Origin of the sequence: Thalassorhabdus alkalitolerans (genome assembly GCF_042656525.1) — a bacterium.
In the GTDB taxonomy this organism is placed as follows: domain Bacteria; phylum Bacillota; class Bacilli; order Bacillales; family Marinococcaceae; genus Thalassorhabdus; species Thalassorhabdus alkalitolerans.
Genome location: NZ_JBHSOZ010000005.1, coordinates 37,432 through 57,885, shown reverse-complemented (window position 1 = coordinate 57,885; position 20,454 = coordinate 37,432). Strand labels below are relative to the sequence as shown.

Annotated in this window: 19 protein-coding genes and 1 riboswitch; of the genes, 12 read left to right on the top strand and 7 right to left on the bottom strand. The window is 41.6% G+C overall.

What is annotated here, in order from left to right:
• Positions 1-56: 56 nt before the first annotated feature.
• Positions 57-764, top strand: a complete 708-nt coding sequence (locus tag ACFPU1_RS11050; protein ID WP_385941067.1) for a helix-turn-helix transcriptional regulator — start codon at positions 57-59, stop codon at positions 762-764.
• Between the two features lie 182 nt (positions 765-946).
• Complete coding sequence (locus ACFPU1_RS11045) at positions 947-1,192, top strand: DUF2626 domain-containing protein (protein ID WP_054636482.1); 246 nt, start codon at positions 947-949, stop codon at positions 1,190-1,192.
• Between the two features lie 300 nt (positions 1,193-1,492).
• On the opposite strand, the gene ACFPU1_RS11040 is transcribed toward ACFPU1_RS11045, so the two are convergent.
• The gene (locus tag ACFPU1_RS11040) at positions 1,493-2,128 is read right to left on the bottom strand and encodes an MBL fold metallo-hydrolase (protein ID WP_385941063.1); all 636 of its coding nucleotides are present in this window, start codon (positions 2,126-2,128) and stop codon (positions 1,493-1,495) included.
• A gap of 313 nt (positions 2,129-2,441) precedes the next feature.
• On the opposite strand from ACFPU1_RS11040, the gene ACFPU1_RS11035 reads away from it, so the two are divergent.
• On the top strand, positions 2,442-2,609 hold the full coding sequence (locus ACFPU1_RS11035; protein ID WP_100398374.1) for a DUF2759 domain-containing protein: 168 nt from the start codon (positions 2,442-2,444) through the stop codon (positions 2,607-2,609).
• A gap of 111 nt (positions 2,610-2,720) precedes the next feature.
• Here ACFPU1_RS11035 and ACFPU1_RS11030 read toward each other — a convergent pair whose 3' ends face one another.
• Both ACFPU1_RS11030 and ACFPU1_RS11025 read right to left on the bottom strand, forming a co-directional pair.
• Entirely contained in the window at positions 2,721-3,521 is an 801-nt protein-coding gene (locus ACFPU1_RS11030) for a YqhG family protein (protein WP_385941060.1), read from the bottom strand.
• Positions 3,499-5,160, bottom strand: coding sequence for a DEAD/DEAH box helicase (locus ACFPU1_RS11025; protein ID WP_385941057.1), 1,662 nt, complete (start codon positions 5,158-5,160; stop codon positions 3,499-3,501). The genes ACFPU1_RS11030 and ACFPU1_RS11025 overlap by 23 nt, the downstream gene beginning before the upstream one ends.
• 125 nt (positions 5,161-5,285) lie before the next feature.
• A riboswitch (glycine riboswitch) is annotated at positions 5,286-5,379 on the top strand.
• Between the two features lie 315 nt (positions 5,380-5,694).
• On the opposite strand from ACFPU1_RS11025, the gene gcvT reads away from it, so the two are divergent.
• Genes gcvT through gcvPB form a run of 3 tightly spaced genes read left to right on the top strand, consistent with a single transcriptional unit; the run spans position 5,695 to position 9,631 of the window.
• Positions 5,695-6,801, top strand: a complete 1,107-nt coding sequence (gene gcvT / locus ACFPU1_RS11020) for a glycine cleavage system aminomethyltransferase GcvT (RefSeq protein ID WP_385941055.1) — start codon at positions 5,695-5,697, stop codon at positions 6,799-6,801.
• Between the two features lie 17 nt (positions 6,802-6,818).
• Positions 6,819-8,171, top strand: a complete 1,353-nt coding sequence (gene gcvPA, locus ACFPU1_RS11015) for an aminomethyl-transferring glycine dehydrogenase subunit GcvPA (RefSeq protein WP_385941052.1) — start codon at positions 6,819-6,821, stop codon at positions 8,169-8,171.
• Complete coding sequence (gene gcvPB / locus ACFPU1_RS11010) at positions 8,168-9,631, top strand: aminomethyl-transferring glycine dehydrogenase subunit GcvPB (RefSeq protein WP_385941049.1); 1,464 nt, start codon at positions 8,168-8,170, stop codon at positions 9,629-9,631. The genes gcvPA and gcvPB overlap by 4 nt, the downstream gene beginning before the upstream one ends.
• A gap of 138 nt (positions 9,632-9,769) precedes the next feature.
• Here gcvPB and ACFPU1_RS11005 read toward each other — a convergent pair whose 3' ends face one another.
• On the bottom strand, positions 9,770-10,153 hold the full coding sequence (locus ACFPU1_RS11005; RefSeq protein ID WP_054636479.1) for a rhodanese-like domain-containing protein: 384 nt from the start codon (positions 10,151-10,153) through the stop codon (positions 9,770-9,772).
• A 171-nt stretch (positions 10,154-10,324) separates the two neighbouring features.
• On the opposite strand from ACFPU1_RS11005, the gene ACFPU1_RS11000 reads away from it, so the two are divergent.
• The gene (locus ACFPU1_RS11000; RefSeq protein ID WP_385941046.1) at positions 10,325-11,158 is read left to right on the top strand and encodes a lipoate--protein ligase family protein; all 834 of its coding nucleotides are present in this window, start codon (positions 10,325-10,327) and stop codon (positions 11,156-11,158) included.
• A gap of 44 nt (positions 11,159-11,202) precedes the next feature.
• Here ACFPU1_RS11000 and dat read toward each other — a convergent pair whose 3' ends face one another.
• A complete protein-coding gene (gene dat / locus ACFPU1_RS10995; protein ID WP_385941043.1) occupies positions 11,203-12,036 on the bottom strand; it encodes a D-amino-acid transaminase in 834 nt (277 codons plus the stop codon).
• A gap of 481 nt (positions 12,037-12,517) precedes the next feature.
• Here dat and ACFPU1_RS10990 point away from each other — a divergent pair, with 481 nt between their 5' ends.
• From ACFPU1_RS10990 to ACFPU1_RS10980, 3 genes are all read left to right on the top strand, one after another.
• Positions 12,518-15,076, top strand: a complete 2,559-nt coding sequence (locus ACFPU1_RS10990; RefSeq protein ID WP_385941040.1) for a vitamin B12-dependent ribonucleotide reductase — start codon at positions 12,518-12,520, stop codon at positions 15,074-15,076.
• A 177-nt stretch (positions 15,077-15,253) separates the two neighbouring features.
• Positions 15,254-15,688: a transcriptional regulator MntR gene (gene mntR / locus ACFPU1_RS10985; protein ID WP_385941037.1), complete on the top strand. Its 435-nt coding sequence runs from the start codon at positions 15,254-15,256 to the stop codon at positions 15,686-15,688.
• A 177-nt stretch (positions 15,689-15,865) separates the two neighbouring features.
• Positions 15,866-16,753 (top strand): patatin-like phospholipase family protein, encoded by an 888-nt coding sequence (locus tag ACFPU1_RS10980; RefSeq protein ID WP_054636475.1) that lies wholly within the window; start codon positions 15,866-15,868, stop codon positions 16,751-16,753.
• 39 nt (positions 16,754-16,792) lie between these two features.
• On the opposite strand, the gene ACFPU1_RS10975 is transcribed toward ACFPU1_RS10980, so the two are convergent.
• Positions 16,793-17,641, bottom strand: coding sequence for a phosphatase PAP2 family protein (locus ACFPU1_RS10975; RefSeq protein WP_385941034.1), 849 nt, complete (start codon positions 17,639-17,641; stop codon positions 16,793-16,795).
• A gap of 112 nt (positions 17,642-17,753) precedes the next feature.
• Entirely contained in the window at positions 17,754-18,149 is a 396-nt protein-coding gene (locus tag ACFPU1_RS10970; protein ID WP_054636473.1) for an SA1362 family protein, read from the bottom strand.
• Positions 18,150-18,644: 495 nt separating this feature from the next.
• Here ACFPU1_RS10970 and ACFPU1_RS10965 point away from each other — a divergent pair, with 495 nt between their 5' ends.
• Both ACFPU1_RS10965 and ACFPU1_RS10960 read left to right on the top strand, forming a co-directional pair.
• Complete coding sequence (locus ACFPU1_RS10965; protein ID WP_054636472.1) at positions 18,645-19,133, top strand: YqhR family membrane protein; 489 nt, start codon at positions 18,645-18,647, stop codon at positions 19,131-19,133.
• Between the two features lie 225 nt (positions 19,134-19,358).
• Positions 19,359-20,426, top strand: coding sequence for a M24 family metallopeptidase (locus tag ACFPU1_RS10960; RefSeq protein WP_385941030.1), 1,068 nt, complete (start codon positions 19,359-19,361; stop codon positions 20,424-20,426).
• Positions 20,427-20,454 lie beyond the last annotated feature (28 nt).

Genomic DNA, 20,454 nt, shown 5'->3' with positions numbered 1-20,454 from the left:
CCGAAGCTGTATTATAATAGATCAGTATACAGAGTTCAGGCGAGGAGGGAATGCCTATGGAACAAAATACATTGAAAGTTACTAGTGTCCTGGCAGATCCTACACGTTTTTCAATTTACCAATACGTTGCAAAACAGCACAGGGAAGTTACTGTACAAGAAGTGGCAGAGGTTTTTGACATTCATGTAAACGTAGCCAGGCTTCACCTTACAAAGTTAGAAAGTGTGTCTCTGCTTGCATCTGAGACAAAAAAGACGGGCAAGGGTGGAAGACCAAGCCGTTGTTATTATATTTCGGATCAAGGTGTTCACATACAGTTTCCATTTCGGGATTATCACCGGCTGGCTGTCTTGGCGATGGAGTCTCTGGCTTCGTTTGGAGAAGAAGGGCAGCTTGCATTAAATCGTCTCGGGCACTCTTTTGGAAAAGAAGCAGTCCTTTCCTATTTAAAAGACACAAATACAATTGGGGAGTCACTGGACCTTTCAGAGAAGATGAATGTCGTGGAGATGGTGGCTGCACAGCAGGGGTTAAATCCTGAACTGTCGTATGATGCTGAAGAAAAAGTGATTCACTTTCAAATTTATAATTGTCCGTTTAAAGAATTGCTGCCTTCACATTCCGGATCCCTGTGCAAGATGCATCATGCCTTAATGAAAGGCATGTTTGAAGGGGTGTTTCAAGACGTCAGCTTTACAGAGCAATCCTTAATGGATGGGAGCAGAAATTCTTCATGCTCCTATACTGCAGTCCAATTAAGTTGAACATTGTGTTAACATAGAAAGGAAAGATGACCTTAAGCATTTACAAGCATAATCACCCTCTATATAATAGGGGTAGTATGGTTTAAGGCCTTATGTCTATTTTATCGCTTTTTCTGTCTGCTTTTTTTTGTCTAATAATGTGAAGCAGAAAATGACATCCGTAGAAGAGGGGGGAAAAGTAAATGGATCGCATGTATCGAATGATTAGTTTTTGGACTGGTATTTTTGCTGTCTTGTTTTTCGTAGGGGACATGTTTAACATGGCGCTATTGTTCTTTGCACAAACAGCTGCGTTCTTGGCTTTAGGGTATATGAAATTGACAGAACGCATGTATATTTATATCTTTGGCGCTTACTTAACTTTATTTATGGTAGGTTTCACATACTACACAACTTTCTTGATGGTTCCAGAATTCGGGGGTCACTAAGAAATACCCGGCGTCTTACATAGACGAAAAAAACAATGAGGAGGGCTCCTCATTGTTTTTTTATTGCATGCTTTAGATAGGAAAAAATGTTAATACTATTGACATAGTGTTAAAAGGATAATATACTTTACGTATATTGTTAGAACAATGATGATAGGGAGTCCCCCTCCCCCTCATAGTTCATTTTTCAATACGATTTACTCCCCTTGTTAGGCCTCCTCCCCCGGGAGGTCTATTTTTTTTGTCGCAATTTATAAAGCCCCAGGCGTAAATAAGCGCCTGGGGCTTTATAAGTTATGTTTAAAAGCCGCTTAGGAAAGGGTTGCTGTCCATCTCTTTGCCAATGGAAGTCACAGGACCATGCCCGCATGCCACTTGAGTATTCTCTGGAAGCTCCAGCAGCTTATCGTGAATGTTTTGTAGCAGCACTTCCTGGCTTCCTCCAGGGAGGTCTGTCCGTCCAATGCTTCCGGCAAAAAGAGCATCACCGGAAAACACAGTGTTCGTTTCCTTGTGATAAAAAGAGATGCTGCCTGGGGAATGACCAGGTGTTTCGAATACCGAAAAGGTGAAATCACCTATCTGGAGTGTTCCTTCCTCTGTTATCAATTGTTCGGCAGGACGAGCAGTAATTGTCTGTCCGCTCATAAAAAAGGAAGAACCATTTTTAGTCCCATCAGACAGCCAATCCTTTTCATTATCGTGAAGATAGACATCAATAGACCATTCATCCCTGACTTCGTCAACTGCTCCAATGTGATCGAAGTGGGCATGTGTTAATAATATAGCTACCGGAGTGATTTGTTGTTTTTGAAGCCAGTCATTCAAGGAAGCGCCTTCCCCGCCAGGATCAAATATAACAGCTTCTTTTTTTGTATTGATAAGAATATAGGCATTTGTCTGTAAAGGACCAAGAGGCATCTGTTTCCATTCCACATTAATTCCTCCTTACTGTATTCATCCTTTCATTTTACACTGAGAAAAATTGAAAAGACAACAAATGAAAGGAAAGAATAATGAGAGATAGAAACTCGACAAAAAGGAAGAATAAAGGTAAAATGAAACCGTTATTTTCAAAAGTTCAAATAGGTTTCGAAAATGAAGATGCATTTCATTGAAAACAAGGGTATAATAAGGGTCGGAAAATATTTTTGTTCTCATTCTTACAGTCAATTGTACAATGTACAAGACCACCAGGAATGGCCCTTTTTTTCAAGAATGAATCATACATAAAAGGAGGGAGTTTACCATGGCTTTAGGTATTACACTATTGTTTGTAGCTATTTTGTCACTACTTGCTGTCATCCGGGAAACAAAACGTCGTAATTTCTTTGGCGTAGCCTTTGCTGCTCTTTCGCTAGCTGTATTTGGATGGTTCTCTGTTATGACCATTTTCGTCAGCGGGGCTCCAGCATAAGAAAAGAATAAAAACCGATGCCATTGGCGTCGGTTTTTATTTTTCTTTACAAGTAGCTATGTGAAAGGTAAATGTTCGTGATTTACTCAGGACTCGTGCAAAGCAATGCCCTTAAAAGAACTGGTCTTGAAGGTAAAAAAGACCTCCATTAATGATCGTAATAGAAATGGAAGGGGAGTATTGCATTTTGATGGCTTCTCGCTCTGCTTCATAACTAGCTGGTTTATCCTCGTTGTTTTCATAAAATTTTTCTAAAAGATCCAGGTCTGCGTTCATGCGTTCAACAGCCTCTTCAGCCCACTTATGTTCTTGCATCTGAATATCCTGCAGCACGATTTTTTTGATTCTTTGAATTCCTGTTTCTGGTTTAATTAAAGCAGCCATCGTAAAGGTAAGATCAGGAATAGAGGAATGAATGGTTTTATCTGAAAGCTTGCTCATAAAATTTTCAACAATTTGGCCGTTAATGAGCTGAAGGCCAAAGGAAAAGATCTTGTCTTTTCTTTGATGAGCCTGGCAGGAAACTTTTATATTCAAAACAAGCCAAGGGTATAATGGGGCAGACCGAACCAGTCCGGGAATTTCTTCATATAATTTTGTCATTCTTCCTTTGTTTCTGGCCGAATGGAAAATCTGGTGAAGCCGCGGAGCTCCAAAATGAATAACTTCTCCTTTTTCTTTGGGATCATTTTTTTGCCCTCTGGTTAAAAAGGTTAAGGACATCGGTCTAGGAGTTCCCCCTGTTTTTTCTAAATAGTGCCAGTAAAAGGGGCGGTTCATAAGTTCCTTGTCCATTTCAATATTCAGCTGTACAGAAAGCTTTTCCATCTCATCTTCTACTAAAGAGCAGCCGTTAGAGGTGAAGTATCTTTTTAAGAAGTGATGGATTTCATGTTGCTGCAAATAAGTCATCTCCTTTCTCCTCATTTTTTTCCATTTCAATCATCTCAGATAAGTGACGGAGCTTTAGCTGAACTTCACCTTCGCTTTCAGAATTCTGAACAGCGTCTTCAACATACTCTTCCACAGAGGATAAAGAGAGCCTTTCTAATATTTCGTCAAGTTCGCCAATTACATTTTCAAAAAGGTTAATTTTGTTATATAAAAGAGAAAGAATATGTTCTTCAATCGTGTTGTTGACAGCAAAATTATATATAAGAACATCCCTCTCCTGGCCCAATCTATGAAGACGGCCGATTCTCTGCTCGATTCTCATAGGATTCCAAGGGAGGTCATAGTTAATGATTTTGTTGCAAAACTGAAGGTTGATTCCTTCCCCGCCGGCTTCTGTGGCAATGAGAACCTGGGCATTTTGCTTGAAGAGCTGCTGCATCCAGTCCTTTTTCCCTCTTTTAAAACCCCCGCGAAAAGGTACAGACTTAATGCCGTGCTGACCGAGAAACCACTGAAGGTAGAGCTGGGTCGCTCTGTACTCGGTGAAAATAACTACTTTATCATCATGTTCCTTGATAATTTCCAGAGCTTTTTCAGCTTTGCTGTTTTGGGTAATATTTTCAATCTTCGACTTCACGTTTTCCAGGCCTGGGCTCAGTTCTCCTTCACGTTTTGCCAATCCTTGAAGGGTCATAAAGACTGCCTCGCGGCTGCTGCATGCTTCACGCTGGAGGGTGGTGGTTAAGAAACCGTGCATCGTGTTATCCTTTCTTTTCTTTAACAAAGAAATGGCCTCATATAATTCTCGTTCTTCTTTGTTAAACTCAATAGAGATCGAGGAAATCTTCCTTTTTGTCCAATTCAGGCCTGTTTCTTTTCTTTTGTTTCGAACCATCACCATTTTAATAAGGGCTTGAATGTGAGCAAGGTCTTCCTGTTCTGCCTGTTTCATCATTCCTTTAAAGGATTCTTCGTTACCAAGGTGACCAGGTTTGAGCAGGGAAACGAGATGAAAGACTTCATCTATTTTGTTTTGGACAGGGGTGGCAGTAAGCAGCAGACAGAATCTTTTTTTCAGTTCCTTGGCAAACTGATAATTTTTTGTTTTTGCGTTTTTAAGTTTATGAGCTTCATCAATGATAACAATATCGTAATCCTGATTAAGCACAATCTCTCGGTGAGGGGCTCTTTTTGCTGTATCAATCGATGCCACTACCACGTCACATTGTTCCCATACATATGTTTTTTTTTGTGGAACTGCGGGAATAAAAAACTTTTCGTTTAATTCTCGGGCCCATTGATTTACTAAAGAAGCGGGAGCTAAGATTAAAGCTTTTTTCACGAGCCCCCGGATCATATACTCTTTTAAAATTAAACCCGCTTCTATTGTCTTACCCAACCCTACCTCATCAGCAAGAATTGCTTTTCCGTTCATCTCTTCAATAACTCGTTGAGCAGTTTCCACCTGATAGGAATGAAACTGCAAGTGAGGAAGGTGAGGTGGTGATACGAGACCGGAAAAGGAGGAAACGATCGTGTGTTGTTCGGATTTAAATGCAAGTTGAAATTGTTCCCATGAGGACCATCCCTTGTTTTCCTGCATTTTATTGTTCCACTCTTGTTCCCAATCCGAAGGGAAGTGAATATCAATATACATATTGTTCGCCCTTTCCATAATAAAAGCATTGTCAAAGAAAGTTCACTAATGGTAAAATAGATCTGTTACTAGTATTCAACATACATATACCACCTTATACAAGAGTATAAGAATAAGGTAAGCGGATGAAGGCAAAGGGAGAGACCGCGAAAGGCGGCGCCGAAGGAGCAAGTACCAAAGAGGTATGAATCTCTCAGGCAAACAGACTTTTGCTTGACGCGTCTCTGGAGAGTGTCTGGCAATTGCCAAGACCACCCACGAAGACATTCCTTGCCAGGGCAGGCAAGGAAGAAACTTTCTGGTTACAGGACAGAGGGATTTTCAGCTGACAGCTGGAATCCATCTGTCCTTTTTTAGTTCCAAGAAGTAAGCTGAATTTTCGTAAGAGTGCGAGAAAGGACAATATCAGGGAGGAAGGGAACTTGAAAGACCCTTAAAGCACCGTTTGATCGGTTCACTGGTACACTGCTAAAAACCAGCCTCTCCGTTAAAAAGGTAATACTTACTTAAGAGCAAATAAAAGGAGGATGAGTTATGAGTCAATTAAAACGAACAGCCTTGTATCCTTTGTATTCTGAATATGGCGCAAAGACTGTAAATTTCGGGGGCTGGGATATGCCTGTCCAATTCTCCAGTATCAAAGAAGAACACTTTGCTGTCAGGGAACATGCTGGTCTCTTTGATGTCTCTCATATGGGAGAAGCTGAGGTGAAAGGCAAGGGGGCCCTTTCACTGCTGCAGAAAATAGCAACCAATGATGTTTCCAAGCTCTCTCCAGGAAAGGCCCAGTACACTCTCATGTGTTACGAAAATGGAGGCACAGTCGATGATTTACTGATTTATATGCTTGCTGAAGATCACTACTTCCTTGTTTTGAACGCAGCTAACACAGACAAAGATATTAAGTGGTTACATAAGTTTGCTGATAACACAGTGACAGTAACAGATGTTTCAAACGAATACTCCCTCCTTGCCATTCAAGGCCCTAAGGCAGAAAAAATAGTACAGTCTATAACAGAAATTAATGTTTCGGATATATCCTTTTTCCGTTTTCTTCACCAGGCAGACCTGGGAGGAGTCAAAGCTCTCCTGTCAAGGACTGGTTATACAGGGGAAGATGGATTTGAGATTTATTGTTCCTCTGAAGATGCGCAAGCACTTTGGAAAACACTTATGAAAGCTGGCGAGCAAGACGGGCTCTTGCCTTGTGGTCTTGGTGCAAGAGACACTCTTCGTTTTGAAGCACGTCTCCCGTTATACGGCCAGGAGATTGACGAAACGATCAGCCCGCTGGAAGCAGGGCTCGGATTTGCAGTTAAAGTGAATAAGGAAGAGGATTTTATTGGAAAGAAATCCTTACAAGAGGAAAAAGAGAATGGACCGACCCGTAAGCTTGCAGGTCTTGAAATGATAGAAAAGGGCATCCCGAGGACCGGATATGAGATTTTTAATGAAAATCATGAACAGATTGGCCATATTACCAGCGGTACCCAGTCTCCAACCTTAAAGAAAAACGTAGGGCTCGGTCTTATAAATGCAGAATGGGCAGAGGTAGGCACCACTCTTTATGTCCAAATAAGAAAAAAACGCTTGAAAGCAAAAGTCATCAAAACGCCTTTTTACAGGCGGTCTAAATCGTAAAGGGAGGAAAGAGAATTATGAAATTTCGGTACTTGCCAATGACAGAAAAAGACCAAACGGATATGCTTCACACCATCGGTGCAGAATCTGTGGAGGAGCTGTTTTCAAATATTCCTTCCTCAATAAGATTTAATGGAGAAATGAATCTGCCGGCTCCTCTTTCTGAACCAGCGTTGATTAAGGAATTTAAAAAGCTTGAAGAAAGAAATGTGAACCTAAAGAGTCATGCATCGTTCCTCGGAGCGGGCGTGTATGATCATTATATCCCTTCTGTGGTGGATCACGTTATTCGACGGTCAGAATTTTACACCGCATACACCCCTTACCAGCCTGAGATATCACAAGGAGAACTTCAGGCAATCTTTGAATTTCAGACCATGATTTGTGAACTCACAGGTATGGATATTGCAAACTCTTCTATGTATGACGGGCCAACATCCTTGGCAGAAGCAGCCATGATGAGCTACGGCCACAGCCGCATGAAAAAGAAAAAGGTAGTTGTATCCAAAGGAATACACCCTGAAGCCCTTGATGTGCTGAAAACCTATGTCAGCGGTCCGGGTCTTGAAGTAAAAGAAATTGAACTAAAAGAAGGGCGCACGGATGGAGCTGCCTTAAAAGAAGCAGTAGATGAGGAAACAGCTTGTGTCATTGTCCAGTATCCTAACTTCTACGGGAACATAGAAGATCTTAAAGAAATAGAAAGCATCGCTCACTCAAAGAAAGCCATGTTTGTTGTTTCCAGTAATCCTCTTTCTTTAGGAGTTCTTACCCCTCCTGGGGATTTTGGCGCAGATATCGTAGTCGGGGATGCTCAGCCTTTCGGTATCCCAGCCCAGATGGGTGGGCCTCATTGCGGATATTTTGCTACAACAAAGAAATTGATGAGGAAGGTGCCTGGTCGCCTTGTCGGGCAGACGGTTGATGAAGATGGAAAACGAGGATTTGTCCTGACGCTCCAGGCTCGTGAGCAGCACATTCGCCGTGATAAAGCTACGTCAAATATTTGCTCAAACCAGGCATTAAACGCTCTGGCAGCTTCTGTTGCGATGAGTGCAATTGGCAAACACGGAGTAAAGGAAATGGCCGTACAAAATCTCCGTAAAGCTCATTACGCCAAGCAGAAATTAAAAAAATCAGGTATCGAACTTATGGATGAACAGCCTGTCTTTAATGAATTTGTTATCCGAATAAATAAGCCTGTGGCAGAAATAAATAAAAAGCTTCTGCAAAAAGGATTTATCGGGGGCTATGATTTAGGTCTGGTCAGCGAGGAAAGAAAGGGACAGATGCTCCTATGTGTTACAGAGGAGAGAACGAAAGAGGAAATTGATCAATTTGTTAAAGAGTTGGAGGCGTTTGTATCATGAGACAGCCCGAACAAAAGCTAATCTTCGAACTGAGTCAGGACGGAAGAATAGGACATGCACTGCCAGAGCTTGATATCCCAGAGGTTCCTGTGGAGGATATTTTAGCTGATGAATGTATTCGTAAAGAAGAACCAGGGCTTCCAGAGGTTTCTGAACTTCAGCTCATGAGACACTATACTGCATTGTCTACAAGAAATCATGGCGTGGATTCAGGGTTTTATCCCTTAGGATCATGTACGATGAAATATAACCCGAAAATTAACGAGGACGTGGCCCGTTATCCTGGTTTTGCTCACATTCATCCATATCAGCCAGTAGAACAGGTGCAGGGAGCTATGGAGCTCATGTATAACCTTCAAACATCATTAGCTGAAATTACCGGAATGGATGAAGTGACCCTGCAGCCAGCTGCCGGTGCTCACGGGGAATGGACGGGCTTAATGATGATCAGGGCTTATCATGAAGCAAAGGGAGAAGCTCATCGTAATAAAGTGATAGTGCCAGATTCAGCCCATGGAACAAACCCGGCATCAGCGACAGTAGCAGGATTTGAAGCTGTCACAGTAAAGACGGATGAAAGAGGTCTTGTTGACCTTGAGCATCTTCGAGAAGTGACGGGTGAAGATACAGCTGCTCTTATGCTGACGAATCCAAACACCCTGGGCCTATTTGAAGAAAATATTGAAGAAATGGCAAGAGTAGTTCACGAAGCCGGCGGGAAGCTGTATTATGACGGAGCAAATTCAAATGCCATTTTGGGAATTGCCAGACCTGGAGACATGGGATTTGATGTGGTGCATTTGAATCTCCACAAGACATTTACCGGCCCTCATGGCGGAGGCGGTCCTGGAAGCGGACCGGTAGGTGTAAAAGAAGACCTGGTGCCATACCTCCCTAAGCCTCTTCTCATAAAAGAAGAAGATCATTACACCTGGGAGTATAACCGACCGGATGCGATTGGAAGAGTTAAACCTTATTACGGGAATTTCGGGATCAACGTACGAGCTTATGCTTATATTCGCACGATGGGGGCAGAGGGTCTAAGGAAGGTTTCTGAATATGCGGTATTAAATGCAAACTACTTAATGAGAAAGCTTGAGCCTCATTTTGACCTTCCTTATAATCGCCACTGCATGCATGAATTTGTTTTGTCGGGAAGGTCTCAAAAAAAGCTGGGAGTGCGTACACTGGATATAGCCAAGCGTCTTCTGGATTTTGGCTATCACCCGCCGACGATTTATTTTCCAATCAATGTGGAAGAATGCATGATGATAGAACCGACGGAAACAGAAGCGAAAGAAACGTTAGATGAATTTGCAGAAGCCATGATTCAAATCGCAAATGAAGTAAAAGAGGAACCAGAAAAAGTTCAGGAAGCACCGTTTAATACTGTGGTCAACCGTTTAGATGAAACGAGGGCTGCAAGAACACCTATCCTTCGGTACGAGAAAAACATGTAGGGTTATTGAGTTATCAAATTTAAAAAGAGGCTGGTTTCATTCAACGAGTAAAGAGCCAGGCGCATGTAAAGAAACCCTATTGTCAAAGGAAGACTGACAATAGGGTTTTTTACACTGACTGTATATACTCTTTATTTATTAATTTTTCTTTTTGATCTTTCCTGTCCATTTTCTGAAGCCTTTTTTCAAGTGGTAAAGGTCCTTCATGTCTCTTTGCTTGCGAATTGTCCGTGCTGCTTGTCTGCTGCGGCTTCCAGACTGACAATACAGGTAAACAGGCTGGTCTGTACGAATTTCTGTAATACGGTGCTTTAACTGAGAGAGAGGTATATTTCTAGCCCCAAGAATATGGCCACCGTTATATTCTTTCGGTTCCCGCACGTCAATCAGCTGAGCTTTACGGTAACCGCTGCGGAATTCTTCCTGATCGAGCTCCGTTAAATATTTAGGGCTGACTAAGCGGCGTCCCAGCATAAAAGCAAGGATACCTAGTAAAACCCCCCATAAAATCCACGTAATCATTTTTTCACCCCTTTTGCCCTAGACAAGGTTACATGATGTATTATAATAAGGATTGTTCCTTTACGCAAAACAAAATTTGCAATTTGTACCACTGATTAAACATTCTTTTGTTTTTTTGGCGCTTTTGATAGACTATGTTTTGCAGGTTAATTGAAAGGAAGAGGGTATATAATGGAAAAAGAAACATGGTACTTTATAGATTCTGGCAAGCAATCCCCTTCTTATAATATGGCTCTGGACGAAAAGCTTCTTCAATGGCACAGCAGTGGCAAGATTCCTCCGGTTGTCCGTTTTTATGAATGGGATCCTCCAACGCTATCTGTTGGCTATTTTCAAAAGGTACATAAAGAAATTAACCTGGAAGCAGTAAGACATCATAACCTGGGATTGGTTCGCCGTCCTACGGGCGGACGTGGTGTGCTTCATGATAAAGAATTAACATACAGTGTAATTGTTTCAGAGGAGCATCCTGAAATGCCTGCTACGGTAACTGAAGCCTATCGCGTGATTTCAGAAGGCATTCTTCAAGGATTTAAAAGACTTGGGCTAGAAGCTTATTTTGCAGTGCCCCGCACAAAAGCAGAAGAAGAGGAATTAAAAAGTCCTCGTTCAGCTGTTTGTTTTGACGCCCCTTCCTGGTACGAGCTGGTGGTGGAAGGAAGAAAGATTGCCGGAAGCGCCCAAACAAGGCAAAAAGGTGTCATCTTACAGCACGGCTCCATTATTCTGGACTATGATGAAGATATGCTTTTCGATGTATTCAATTATCCTAGCGAGCGTGTAAGAGAGCGTATGCAAAAGGCGTTTAAGAAAAAGGCAGTAGCAATCAACGAACTAAAAGATGAACCTGTTACCCTGGAGGAAGTTAGCAAGGCCTTTAAATATGGCTTTGAAAAAGGCTTACAAATCAACCTAGAGCCTTATAAATTAAGCAGTGAAGAGCATCAGGAAGTATTAGAGCTTGCAGAGAAATATAAATCAGATGATTGGACATTTCGTAAATAAAAAGAAATGGAGGCTTCTTTTTAAGCCTCTCTTTCTTTTCCCATTTATAAGTTTGTTGTCCGGTAAAATGCTTCTTGAAGCGTTTTGGCGACCGGGCCGACAAGGTAGGAACTTTCAATCGTTCCCTGAATTTTACTGACCGGTGTAACTTCGGCACTTGTGCTAGTGATAAATACCTCATCAGCCTGTTCGATATCATCGAGGGAAAAAGCTTCTTCAATAACATTATATTTAAGGTCTCCAGCCAGGCTGATGACAACCTGGCGTGTGATGCCATTTAAAATAAAGTTATTTGCTGGATGAGTGTAAATATTTTTGTTTTTTACCATAAAGATATTGCTCGAAGAGCCTTCAGTCACGACATCACCGCGGTGCTGCAGTGCTTCCTCACAGTTGTGATCAGCAGCTTTTCTTTTGGCCATGATATTGCCCAGGAGATTGAGGGTTTTGATATCGCAGCGCAGCCAGCGGATGTCTTCGGTTGCATATAAAGAGATGCCGTTGTGCTTGTCCCTTGGAAAGGTCATTTCTTTAGTAAAACCCGTCAGAAACGACGTCAGATCACGCTCATATAAATGGTTGCGTTCCGCTACACCTCGCGTCATTTGTATGTAGACATACCCATTGTCCAGATTGTTTTGTTCAATCAGAGAACAAGCCAGGCTTTTAATTTTATCGACAGGAGCAGCCAGGGGCATGTCGATCTTTTGAGCACTTTCTAAAAAACGTTGAAAGTGTTCATTTAACGCAAAGGGCCGGCCATTATAAACAGGGATGACTTCGTAGATCCCATCGCCAAAATAGTAGCCCCGGTCGTCAAAAGAGATAGTCGCATCTTGTCGATGGACAAGTTCATCTTGTATGATTACATAGGTCATATGAAAACCTCCTTTACAACTTATAGTTTACCATTTTTTTAATAAACAAAAACAATGGATTCATTTAAAAAAAATGTGATAGAGCCGGTTTGAATGATGCATACAAGGCTTTGTAAGGACAGCGATTGAATGATGATGTCAGCTTGGCAGCAAACAGCCCGTATTTACAGGGCGAAGCTGAAAGAACAGTACTGTAATCATAAATAAAACTTAAAATAAAAAAATGAAATTCCGCGGATTTTGACAATTTCCTCTATGATTCCTCTTTTTTGCTTTGTTTTTCTCTTTCTTCCCTAGTTGACAAAGGTTTCTTTTTTTTGTTTATTTACCATATATAGTGGGGAATAAGAAAAACTGTACACAATATATTGGAATTCGGCTGTTTGTATGGTAAAGTAGGAAAACAGAATTCAATTCCTGAACGAGAGAAAGTAATGGGGAGATTTTGTCGAATCCTTAGAAGGGAAGAGGAGGACTGCACATGGCAACAACAATGCAGGATGTAAGGAAAATTGATGTAAAGAAATTAAATGAAGACATCGAACAGTTTCCACAAGTACACAAGATAACTAATGACATGACGATGACAAAAAAGGGAGTTTCCCGCCTTGTCATGCTAGACAGATATACATTTAAAGATACAGAGAAAAAAACGCTCAAGACAGGGGACTTTGTTGTCTTAACCGTGAAAGAAGATCCTAAGTTTCCGGCCAGAGGGTTTGGATTTGTTGAAGAGCTTGATTGGGAAGCCCATAAAGCGAAGATACAGGTAGACAAAGAATTCCTTGGGGTACTGGACGGGGAAGAGGCGGAGACAGGAATAGTCAGCAGGTCTCTGGATTCTATTGAAAAGCCTTTAGAAATATTCTACGAACAAATTGCTAAACGTAATGCTACAGGCCTTGCTTCAGTAGAAACAACAGAAGAAAAGAAAAAGAAATCATTCCAAGACTTTTATAAACAGTTAGTTCATATGAATTTTATTCCGGCTGGACGGGTCCTGTATGGAGCTGGGGCAGAAACGGATGTTACTTATTTTAATTGCTATGTTATGCCATTTATGGAGGACTCTCGTGAAGGGATATCAGAGCATCGTAAGCAAGTAATGGAGATCATGAGCCGCGGCGGCGGAGTTGGAACGAATGGTTCTACCCTTCGTCCAAGAAATACACTCGCCCGGGGAGTAAATGGGAAGTCTTCCGGATCTGTATCATGGCTTGATGATATCGCTAAGCTCACTCACTTAGTAGAGCAGGGAGGATCAAGACGAGGCGCTCAGATGATCATGCTTTCAGATTGGCATCCTGATATTTTGGAATTCATTATTTCAAAAATGCAAAATCCTCGTATTTTACGTTTCTTGCTTGAACATACAGAGGATGAGCAGATACAGAGCCTGGTAAAAGAAAAGCTTAAATTTACCCCGCTTACAGAAGTTGAAGATGCGATGTACCAAAGTATTCTCAATTATAAAAGTATTCCTGGCCAAGGCGGGTTCGATAATAAGGTTATCCAGGAAGCAGAAGAAAAGCTGCATACTGGGGGAACATACAGTGTAAATAACCCAGAATTTCTTACGGGTGCAAACATTTCAGTATGCTTGACAAAGGAGTTTATGGAAGCTGTTGAAAGTGACAGCACCTATACCCTGCGCTTTCCTGACGTTGAAAACTATAATGAGGAAGAAATGGCGGCTTACAATGAGAACTGGCAAAGCATCGGTGATGTAAGAGAATGGGAAAAAATGGGTCACAACGTAAAGTCCTACCGCACCATCAAAGCCAGAGAATTATGGAAGCTGATTAACATTTGTGCGACTTACTCAGCTGAGCCGGGAATTTTCTTTATCGATAATGCAAATGAACAGACAAATGCCCAAAGCTATGGACAGAAAGTTGTGGCGACAAATCCTTGCGGAGAACAGCCCCTTGCCCCTTACTCTGTCTGTAACCTGGCAGCTGTTAATCTTGCGGAAATGGCAGATAAAGAAAACAGCAAAGTTGACTTTGCCAAGCTTAAAGAAACGGTGGAAACCGGTGTACGAATGCAGGATAACGTCATAGATGCCACACCTTACTTTCTTGAAGAGAATACTAGGCAGGCAAAGGGAGAAAGACGAATCGGGCTTGGTGTCATGGGTCTTCATGACCTCTTGATCTATGCGGAGACCGTTTATGGATCAGAAGAAGGAAACCAGCTGATTGATCAGATTTTTGAAACCATTGCTACTACCGCCTATCGTACAAGCATCGAATTAGCAAAGGAAAAAGGCAGCTTTCCTTACCTTGTTGGTGAAACAGAAGAGCAGACAAAACAATTGCGCACAGCCTTTATCAATACAGGGTACATGAAGAATATGCCTGAAGATATCAGGCAGGGCGTTCTGGAGCACGGTATACGAAACTCACACCTTCTCACTGTAGCTCCTACAGGAAGCACAGGAACGATGGTAGGAGTAAGCACAGGATTAGAGCCTTATTTCTCTTTTAAATATTACCGCAGCGGGCGTCTTGGCAAGTTTATAGAGGTGAATGCGGAGATAGTGCAAGAGTACTTGGATCGTAATCCTGATGCTGATTCAACTGACCTGCCGGATTTCTTCGTGTCAGCAATGGAGCTTGAGCCTGAAGCTCATGCGGATGTTCAGTGTGTGATCCAAAGGTGGGTGGACAGTTCTCTTTCTAAAACGGTTAACGCGCCAAGAGGTTACACTGTCGAACAGGTTCAAAAAGTGTATGAAAGACTTTACAAAGGCGGAGCAAAAGGCGGCACAGTCTATGTAGACGGCAGCCGTGATGCTCAAGTTCTTTCCTTGAAAGCAGAAGAGAATACATTTGACAAAGAGAATGAAAACGAGAAAAAAGAAAATGAAGGCAAAGTCGTTCTTGTGGATACCATCAAGGACGTGCGTTCAACTACAGTGAACATCGGAAATGAAATAGGAGATACTTGTCCTGTATGCCGGGAAGGTACCGTTGAGGATGTAGGGGGATGCAACACGTGCACCAACTGTGGAGCGCAACTGAAATGTGGATTGTAAGGAAGCTGGGGTGATCCCCGGCTTCTTTTTTGGAAAAAATGTTTCCCTTGGGAAACAATAGAACTGCTTCTATTTTCAAGGCTCTGCTTGTATTGTGAAAGAAAAGTAGATGGTGTACAATAATCATAGTGCAATTTTTTTTCGCATAACGCCAGGTCGAGCATTGGAGGATATTTTATGCCTACACCAAGTATGGAAGATTACTTAGAAAGAATATACCAGCTGATCGAGGAAAAAGGATATGCCCGGGTTTCTGATATAGCCGATAACCTGGAAGTACACCCTTCTTCGGTAACGAAAATGGTACAAAAGCTTGATAAAAAAGAATATTTAATTTATGAAAAGTATAGAGGGCTTGTATTAACCCCAAAAGGAAAAAAAGTAGGCAAGCGTCTGGTGTACCGACACGAGTTATTGGAAGATTTTCTCAGGATTATAGGGGTAGAAGGGGAAAATATTTATACTGATGTAGAAGGCATTGAACATCATTTAAGCTGGGATGCTATTGACCGCATCGGTGACTTGGTTCAGTATTTTCAAGAGCAGCAGACAAGGATAGAAGCATTAAGGGAAGTCCAGCGCAAGAACGAAATAAGTGAAGAAAACGAGTAATCTAAAGTGAGCAGCTATATAACCAGGCTGCTCACTTTTTTGTTCTGTCAGGGGAGGCTCTAGAGGAAAGCAGGGCAATTTAAAGAGACAAGAAAGGACAAACAGGTAAGAAATACGATGAATTTCGTACTTCTTCCCCTTACCTTTGCATAGGATTGTTGAGAGGAGGGGGGAAGAATGAATATCGACGGTGTCTTTGCAGGCGGAGGAGCAAAAGCCTTTGCTTTTATTGGCGCGATCCAGGTTGTTGAAGAACGGGGATATTGTTTTCAGCGGCTTGCCGGCACAAGTGCAGGCGCTATTACAGCCAGCTTCATTAAAGCAGGTTATACAAGCGAAGAAATTTTACAGCTTCTAAATAGCGTGGACTTGAAGACGTTTTTGGATGAAACCTGGTTACAAAATAAGGTACCCTTATGGAAGTGGATATCAGTTTACTGGAAACTCGGCCTATATAAAGGAGACGAATTGGAGAAGTGGATTGATAGATGCTTAGAAGCAAAAGGCATAAAAACGTTTGGAGACCTGCCGGATGGCAGCTTAAAAATCATTGCCTCTGATCTGACAAAAGGACGCCTGCTGGTTCTGCCGGATGACCTCCCACTTTATGGAGTTATTCCTGAAACATTTTCAGTAGCTCGTGCAGTGAGGATGAGCTGCAGTCTCCCATACTTTTTTAAACCGGTTAAGCTTTACGGGAAGGGCAGAGAACCCAGTATAGTAGTGGACGGAGGGTTACTTAGTAATTTCCCTATCTGGATATTTATAAAAAAAGCAGGAGACAAACCCGTTCGCCCGGTAATAGGGTTTCAGCTGACACCAAGTCTGGAAGAAATTCGGGAGAAAAAAATCCGCAATGCCTTTGATATGTACCAGTCTCTTTTTGAAACAATGAGAAATGCTCACGACATGCGGTATATCACGAAAACTCATGCAAAAAATATTGTTTTCATTCCGGTTCATCAAATAAAGGCTACTGACTTTCACATTGATGAAATTATGAAAAAGAAATTAATGGAGGCAGGAAAGATGAAAACGAAATTGTTTCTCAAGGAATGGATATAGCCCCCTCATCAGTGAGGGGGCTGGCTGCGTTACTCCATTTCAGGAATCCATATAAATCTTTCCATCCTGTTCAAATAGGCGGAGACGCACAAAAAGATACGGTGCTATTAAAGTGATCCAAAGCCCTAAAAAAGTAAAATGAAGAAAGTGGATAAGCACAGTTGGTGAGAGGAAAGTGCCAATGTACACGATTAGAAACAAACCAGTCAATCCAACTATGGCTGCTAGAAACTTCCTGGACCAGTGAGGAGAAATCAGCATTCTCACTTTAACCTGTTCAAATGAAAAACCAATGCCTGTTCCAAGCAATAGCCCCGCATAGTGAGCAGATTCAGGAAATAAAAGCAAGAGAGCACATGGCAATACAAGAGAAAAAGAAAAACGGAAAGGATCAGGCATTCCCCCAACCCAATCAAGAGACCGATAAGCGGCGTAGACAATAAAGGAACCAATCAAGACAGCACCGAGTACGTCAAAAAGCAGGTGTGCTCCCGTGTATAAGGTGACAAAAGAGATGATGCCTATCATAAGGACTGCCAGCAGAGAAAACGAGCGCCTGGCGACTTCTGGAATAAGATACCCCCAAAATGTCGTAGCAGCCTGAACAGGCCCGCTTGGAAACGTGGAAAGCCCGTTCCCTTGAATTCCAGCGGCAGGACGGTCGATTATAATAATCTGGTTAAGAAACACATGCAAGTACATGGAAAAAGAATACACGTAAAGCAGCCGAAACCCCAGGTGTTTATCAAACATCCAGAATATAAGCGGTATGATTAATACGTAAAACCATTCACTTGCCAGTAAAGATATTACAGATGTCAACCAGTCAAAGACTGGATTTTGCAATTGCTGAAACCATTCTGATACCGTTGCTTCTACCTGTAGCATGCCGACTCCTCCTCCCCGACACAAGTACAATTCTTACTTTTTCTAAGACGCTTTGGATATATTAACTATTTTGCAAAACCATAAACATAAGAAAAAAGAATCGGGCACTTTGTTAAAAGAGTGCCCGATTCTTTTTTCTGTTCTTTTTCCCCTCAATCACCTTTAAGTTATGGTCATTTCGCCGTTTGTTTACCGCACGGGCAGGTCGTTTTTTTTGCGATTTTTGTTTAATGGGTGTAGGGCGGTTATTAGGAGCCCCTTTGCCTTTTGCACCAGCTGCTGATTTACCGCCGTACGCGCTGGGTCGGGCTTGAGCTTGATATTGATTCATGCTCATCCGTTTAAGGATGACTCTGGTAAATAGGAAGTAGATACCCACTGCTACGGCTGCACCAACGAGGAGGTAGGTAAGTAAGCCTAAAGGATTAGTGATAAGTTGATAACCAAGACCCAGGGCAGCGAGACCAAAGATAACAATTAAGACAGGATGGGCAGTAAGTCTGGACACCTTTCATCACCTCCGGAAATATTAATACTGCTAGCGGTAATTTTTGGAAGCAGGAAACCTCTTGTATTTATATAATGGAGACAGTGTAAGGAAAATATTCACATGTTATAAAGAACATCAAAGTTTACATTTCTATTCTTAAACTGATTCTTATATTTCACTTCCCGTTTTGCCTGAAAATTAAAAGAAGAACTTATGAAAAATAGTGGGTTAAAGGAAATAAATCAACATTAAGTACATATACAACTGGAAAAAAGTTTGAAGGGAAGTTCTTATAGTTTATATTCTACATCATTAATTCTGATTCCTCTATATTAATAAGCGGCATTACCTATGTTTCTATTGCTTTGATATACAGGGAGCAAAATATAATGAACCTTACAAATTATCTTTCCCTATTCTCATGAAAATACACCATTAATTCCTTTTACATTCCTGCTCTTTTTAGAATGAAAGAATGAACTGTAAGCAATACTACAGGGAGAGGTGATAGAAATGGCAAATGCGCAGAAAACAAGAAACAATGACACAGATGAGTCTCTATCTTACATGAGTAAAGTAGCTCTTATCGGGATATGCGGTGGGATCATATGGAGCATCATAGGCTACATAGCCTTCTTTTTAAATTTCTCCCGTGTAGGCCCTGCGCTTGTTTTAATGCCATGGGCATTAGGGGATTGGAAAAATGGGTATCTTGGTCAGTGGATTGGTATTCTCGTGATCGGATTACTCTCTATACTAAGTGCTTACCTTTATAAGGTGATCTTTCAAAAATGGGATTCTCTCATACCAGGCATGATATATGGTTTTGTATTATGGCTTTTAGTTTTTTATATTTTAAATCCTCTGTTTCCTGGTCTAAAGCCGCTTCCCTTATTAGATTTTAATACGATAGCCACCAATATATGCCTGTACATTCTGTATGGAGTGTTTATCGGTTATTCAATCTCTTATGAATATACAACGATGAAGGAGAGCTCCTGACATCTATTCAAATAATAAACCCTGTGATAGAATAAAGGGTGTTCACTGAGCACTGGCATGGCGTGAGTCTGCCTACAAATCATACGCAGCGGATACCCTTAGCTGAATTAACGGCTTCCTAATTCTATTTATTAATTCATAAGATTTGTTTCCTTATTATAACTGCAGCTACATCATATTCTTCACGGTCGGCTGGCATGGCGGCTATAGCAGAGGAGGACAATAATGAAAAGATTGGAAAAGGTAAGAAAAGGCCTGCAGGCACAAGAAATCGATGGCTTGTTAGTAACGAGTGCTGTAAACAGACGTTATCTAACAGGATTTACAGGAACAGCCGGAGCAGTGTTGATTTCTGAAAAGGGCGCTGTCTTTATTACTGACTTCAGGTACACTGAACAGGCCCAGGCTCAAGTGAAAGGGTATGATATAGTCGAGCATAAGGCTTCCATGCCTGAAATGATCGGAGAAAAGGCAAACGAATTAGGTATTAAAAAGCTGGGTTTCGAAAAACATCAAACCACATATCAAGAATATGAGCTGTATAAAAGCAAAGTAAGCAGAACGTTAGTCCCGGTTTCAGGTATCATAGAAGAACTTCGCTTAAATAAAAACGAAGAAGAGCTGAACATTTTAGCAGAAGCAGCTAACATTGCCGACGCTGCTTTTGATCATATTACTACTTACATAAGGCCTGGAGTTACAGAGATAGAGGTAAGCAACGAATTAGAATTCTTTATGCGGAAAAAAGGTGCCGATTCCTCTTCTTTTGACATCATTGTTGCTTCAGGTGAAAGAAGTGCTCTGCCCCACGGTGTAGCAAGCGAAAAGAAAATTCAAAGTGGAGAGCTTGTTACATTAGACTTTGGTGCTTATTACAAAGGCTATTGTTCAGATATCACCAGAACAGTTGCTGTCGGTGAGCCTGATGAGGAGTTAAAGAAAATATATCAGACAGTCTATGAAGCCCAGCTGAAGGCAATGGAAGAGATCAAACCGGGCATGACAGGTGTCGAAGCCGATTCTGTTGCACGAGAGCATATAAAGAAAAATGGGTTTGGAGACAAATTTGGTCATGGGCTCGGCCATGGACTAGGGATGGAGGTTCACGAAGAGCCCAGACTATCTCCTAAAGGCAATAAGGAATTAACACCAGGTATGGTTGTCACAGTGGAGCCTGGTATATATGTGGCTGGTCTTGGGGGCACACGCATTGAAGATGATATAGTAATCACGGAGAATGGAAACCGTTCTCTTACCCATTCCCCAAAAGAACTGATTATATTAGGAGAGTAACAAAGGTTATGTAGTATATTATGCAATA

Coding starts and splice junctions, on each gene's coding strand:
- ACFPU1_RS11005 (WP_054636479.1), bottom strand. CDS start 10,153: ATGATTACGTGGATTTTATGGGGGGTTTTACTAGGTATCCTTGCTTTT.
- ACFPU1_RS10975 (WP_385941034.1), bottom strand. CDS start 17,641: ATGCTACAGGTAGAAGCAACGGTATCAGAATGGTTTCAGCAATTGCAA.
- ACFPU1_RS11030 (WP_385941060.1), bottom strand. CDS start 3,521: ATGACTTATTTGCAGCAACATGAAATCCATCACTTCTTAAAAAGATAC.
- gcvT (WP_385941055.1), top strand. CDS start 5,695: ATGAGTCAATTAAAACGAACAGCCTTGTATCCTTTGTATTCTGAATAT.
- ACFPU1_RS11035 (WP_100398374.1), top strand. CDS start 2,442: ATGGCTTTAGGTATTACACTATTGTTTGTAGCTATTTTGTCACTACTT.
- ACFPU1_RS10980 (WP_054636475.1), top strand. CDS start 15,866: ATGAATATCGACGGTGTCTTTGCAGGCGGAGGAGCAAAAGCCTTTGCT.
- ACFPU1_RS10960 (WP_385941030.1), top strand. CDS start 19,359: ATGAAAAGATTGGAAAAGGTAAGAAAAGGCCTGCAGGCACAAGAAATC.
- ACFPU1_RS10965 (WP_054636472.1), top strand. CDS start 18,645: ATGGCAAATGCGCAGAAAACAAGAAACAATGACACAGATGAGTCTCTA.
- ACFPU1_RS11025 (WP_385941057.1), bottom strand. CDS start 5,160: ATGTATATTGATATTCACTTCCCTTCGGATTGGGAACAAGAGTGGAAC.
- ACFPU1_RS11000 (WP_385941046.1), top strand. CDS start 10,325: ATGGAAAAAGAAACATGGTACTTTATAGATTCTGGCAAGCAATCCCCT.
- dat (WP_385941043.1), bottom strand. CDS start 12,036: ATGACCTATGTAATCATACAAGATGAACTTGTCCATCGACAAGATGCG.
- ACFPU1_RS11045 (WP_054636482.1), top strand. CDS start 947: ATGGATCGCATGTATCGAATGATTAGTTTTTGGACTGGTATTTTTGCT.
- ACFPU1_RS11050 (WP_385941067.1), top strand. CDS start 57: ATGGAACAAAATACATTGAAAGTTACTAGTGTCCTGGCAGATCCTACA.
- mntR (WP_385941037.1), top strand. CDS start 15,254: ATGCCTACACCAAGTATGGAAGATTACTTAGAAAGAATATACCAGCTG.
- gcvPB (WP_385941049.1), top strand. CDS start 8,168: ATGAGACAGCCCGAACAAAAGCTAATCTTCGAACTGAGTCAGGACGGA.
- gcvPA (WP_385941052.1), top strand. CDS start 6,819: ATGAAATTTCGGTACTTGCCAATGACAGAAAAAGACCAAACGGATATG.
- ACFPU1_RS10990 (WP_385941040.1), top strand. CDS start 12,518: ATGGCAACAACAATGCAGGATGTAAGGAAAATTGATGTAAAGAAATTA.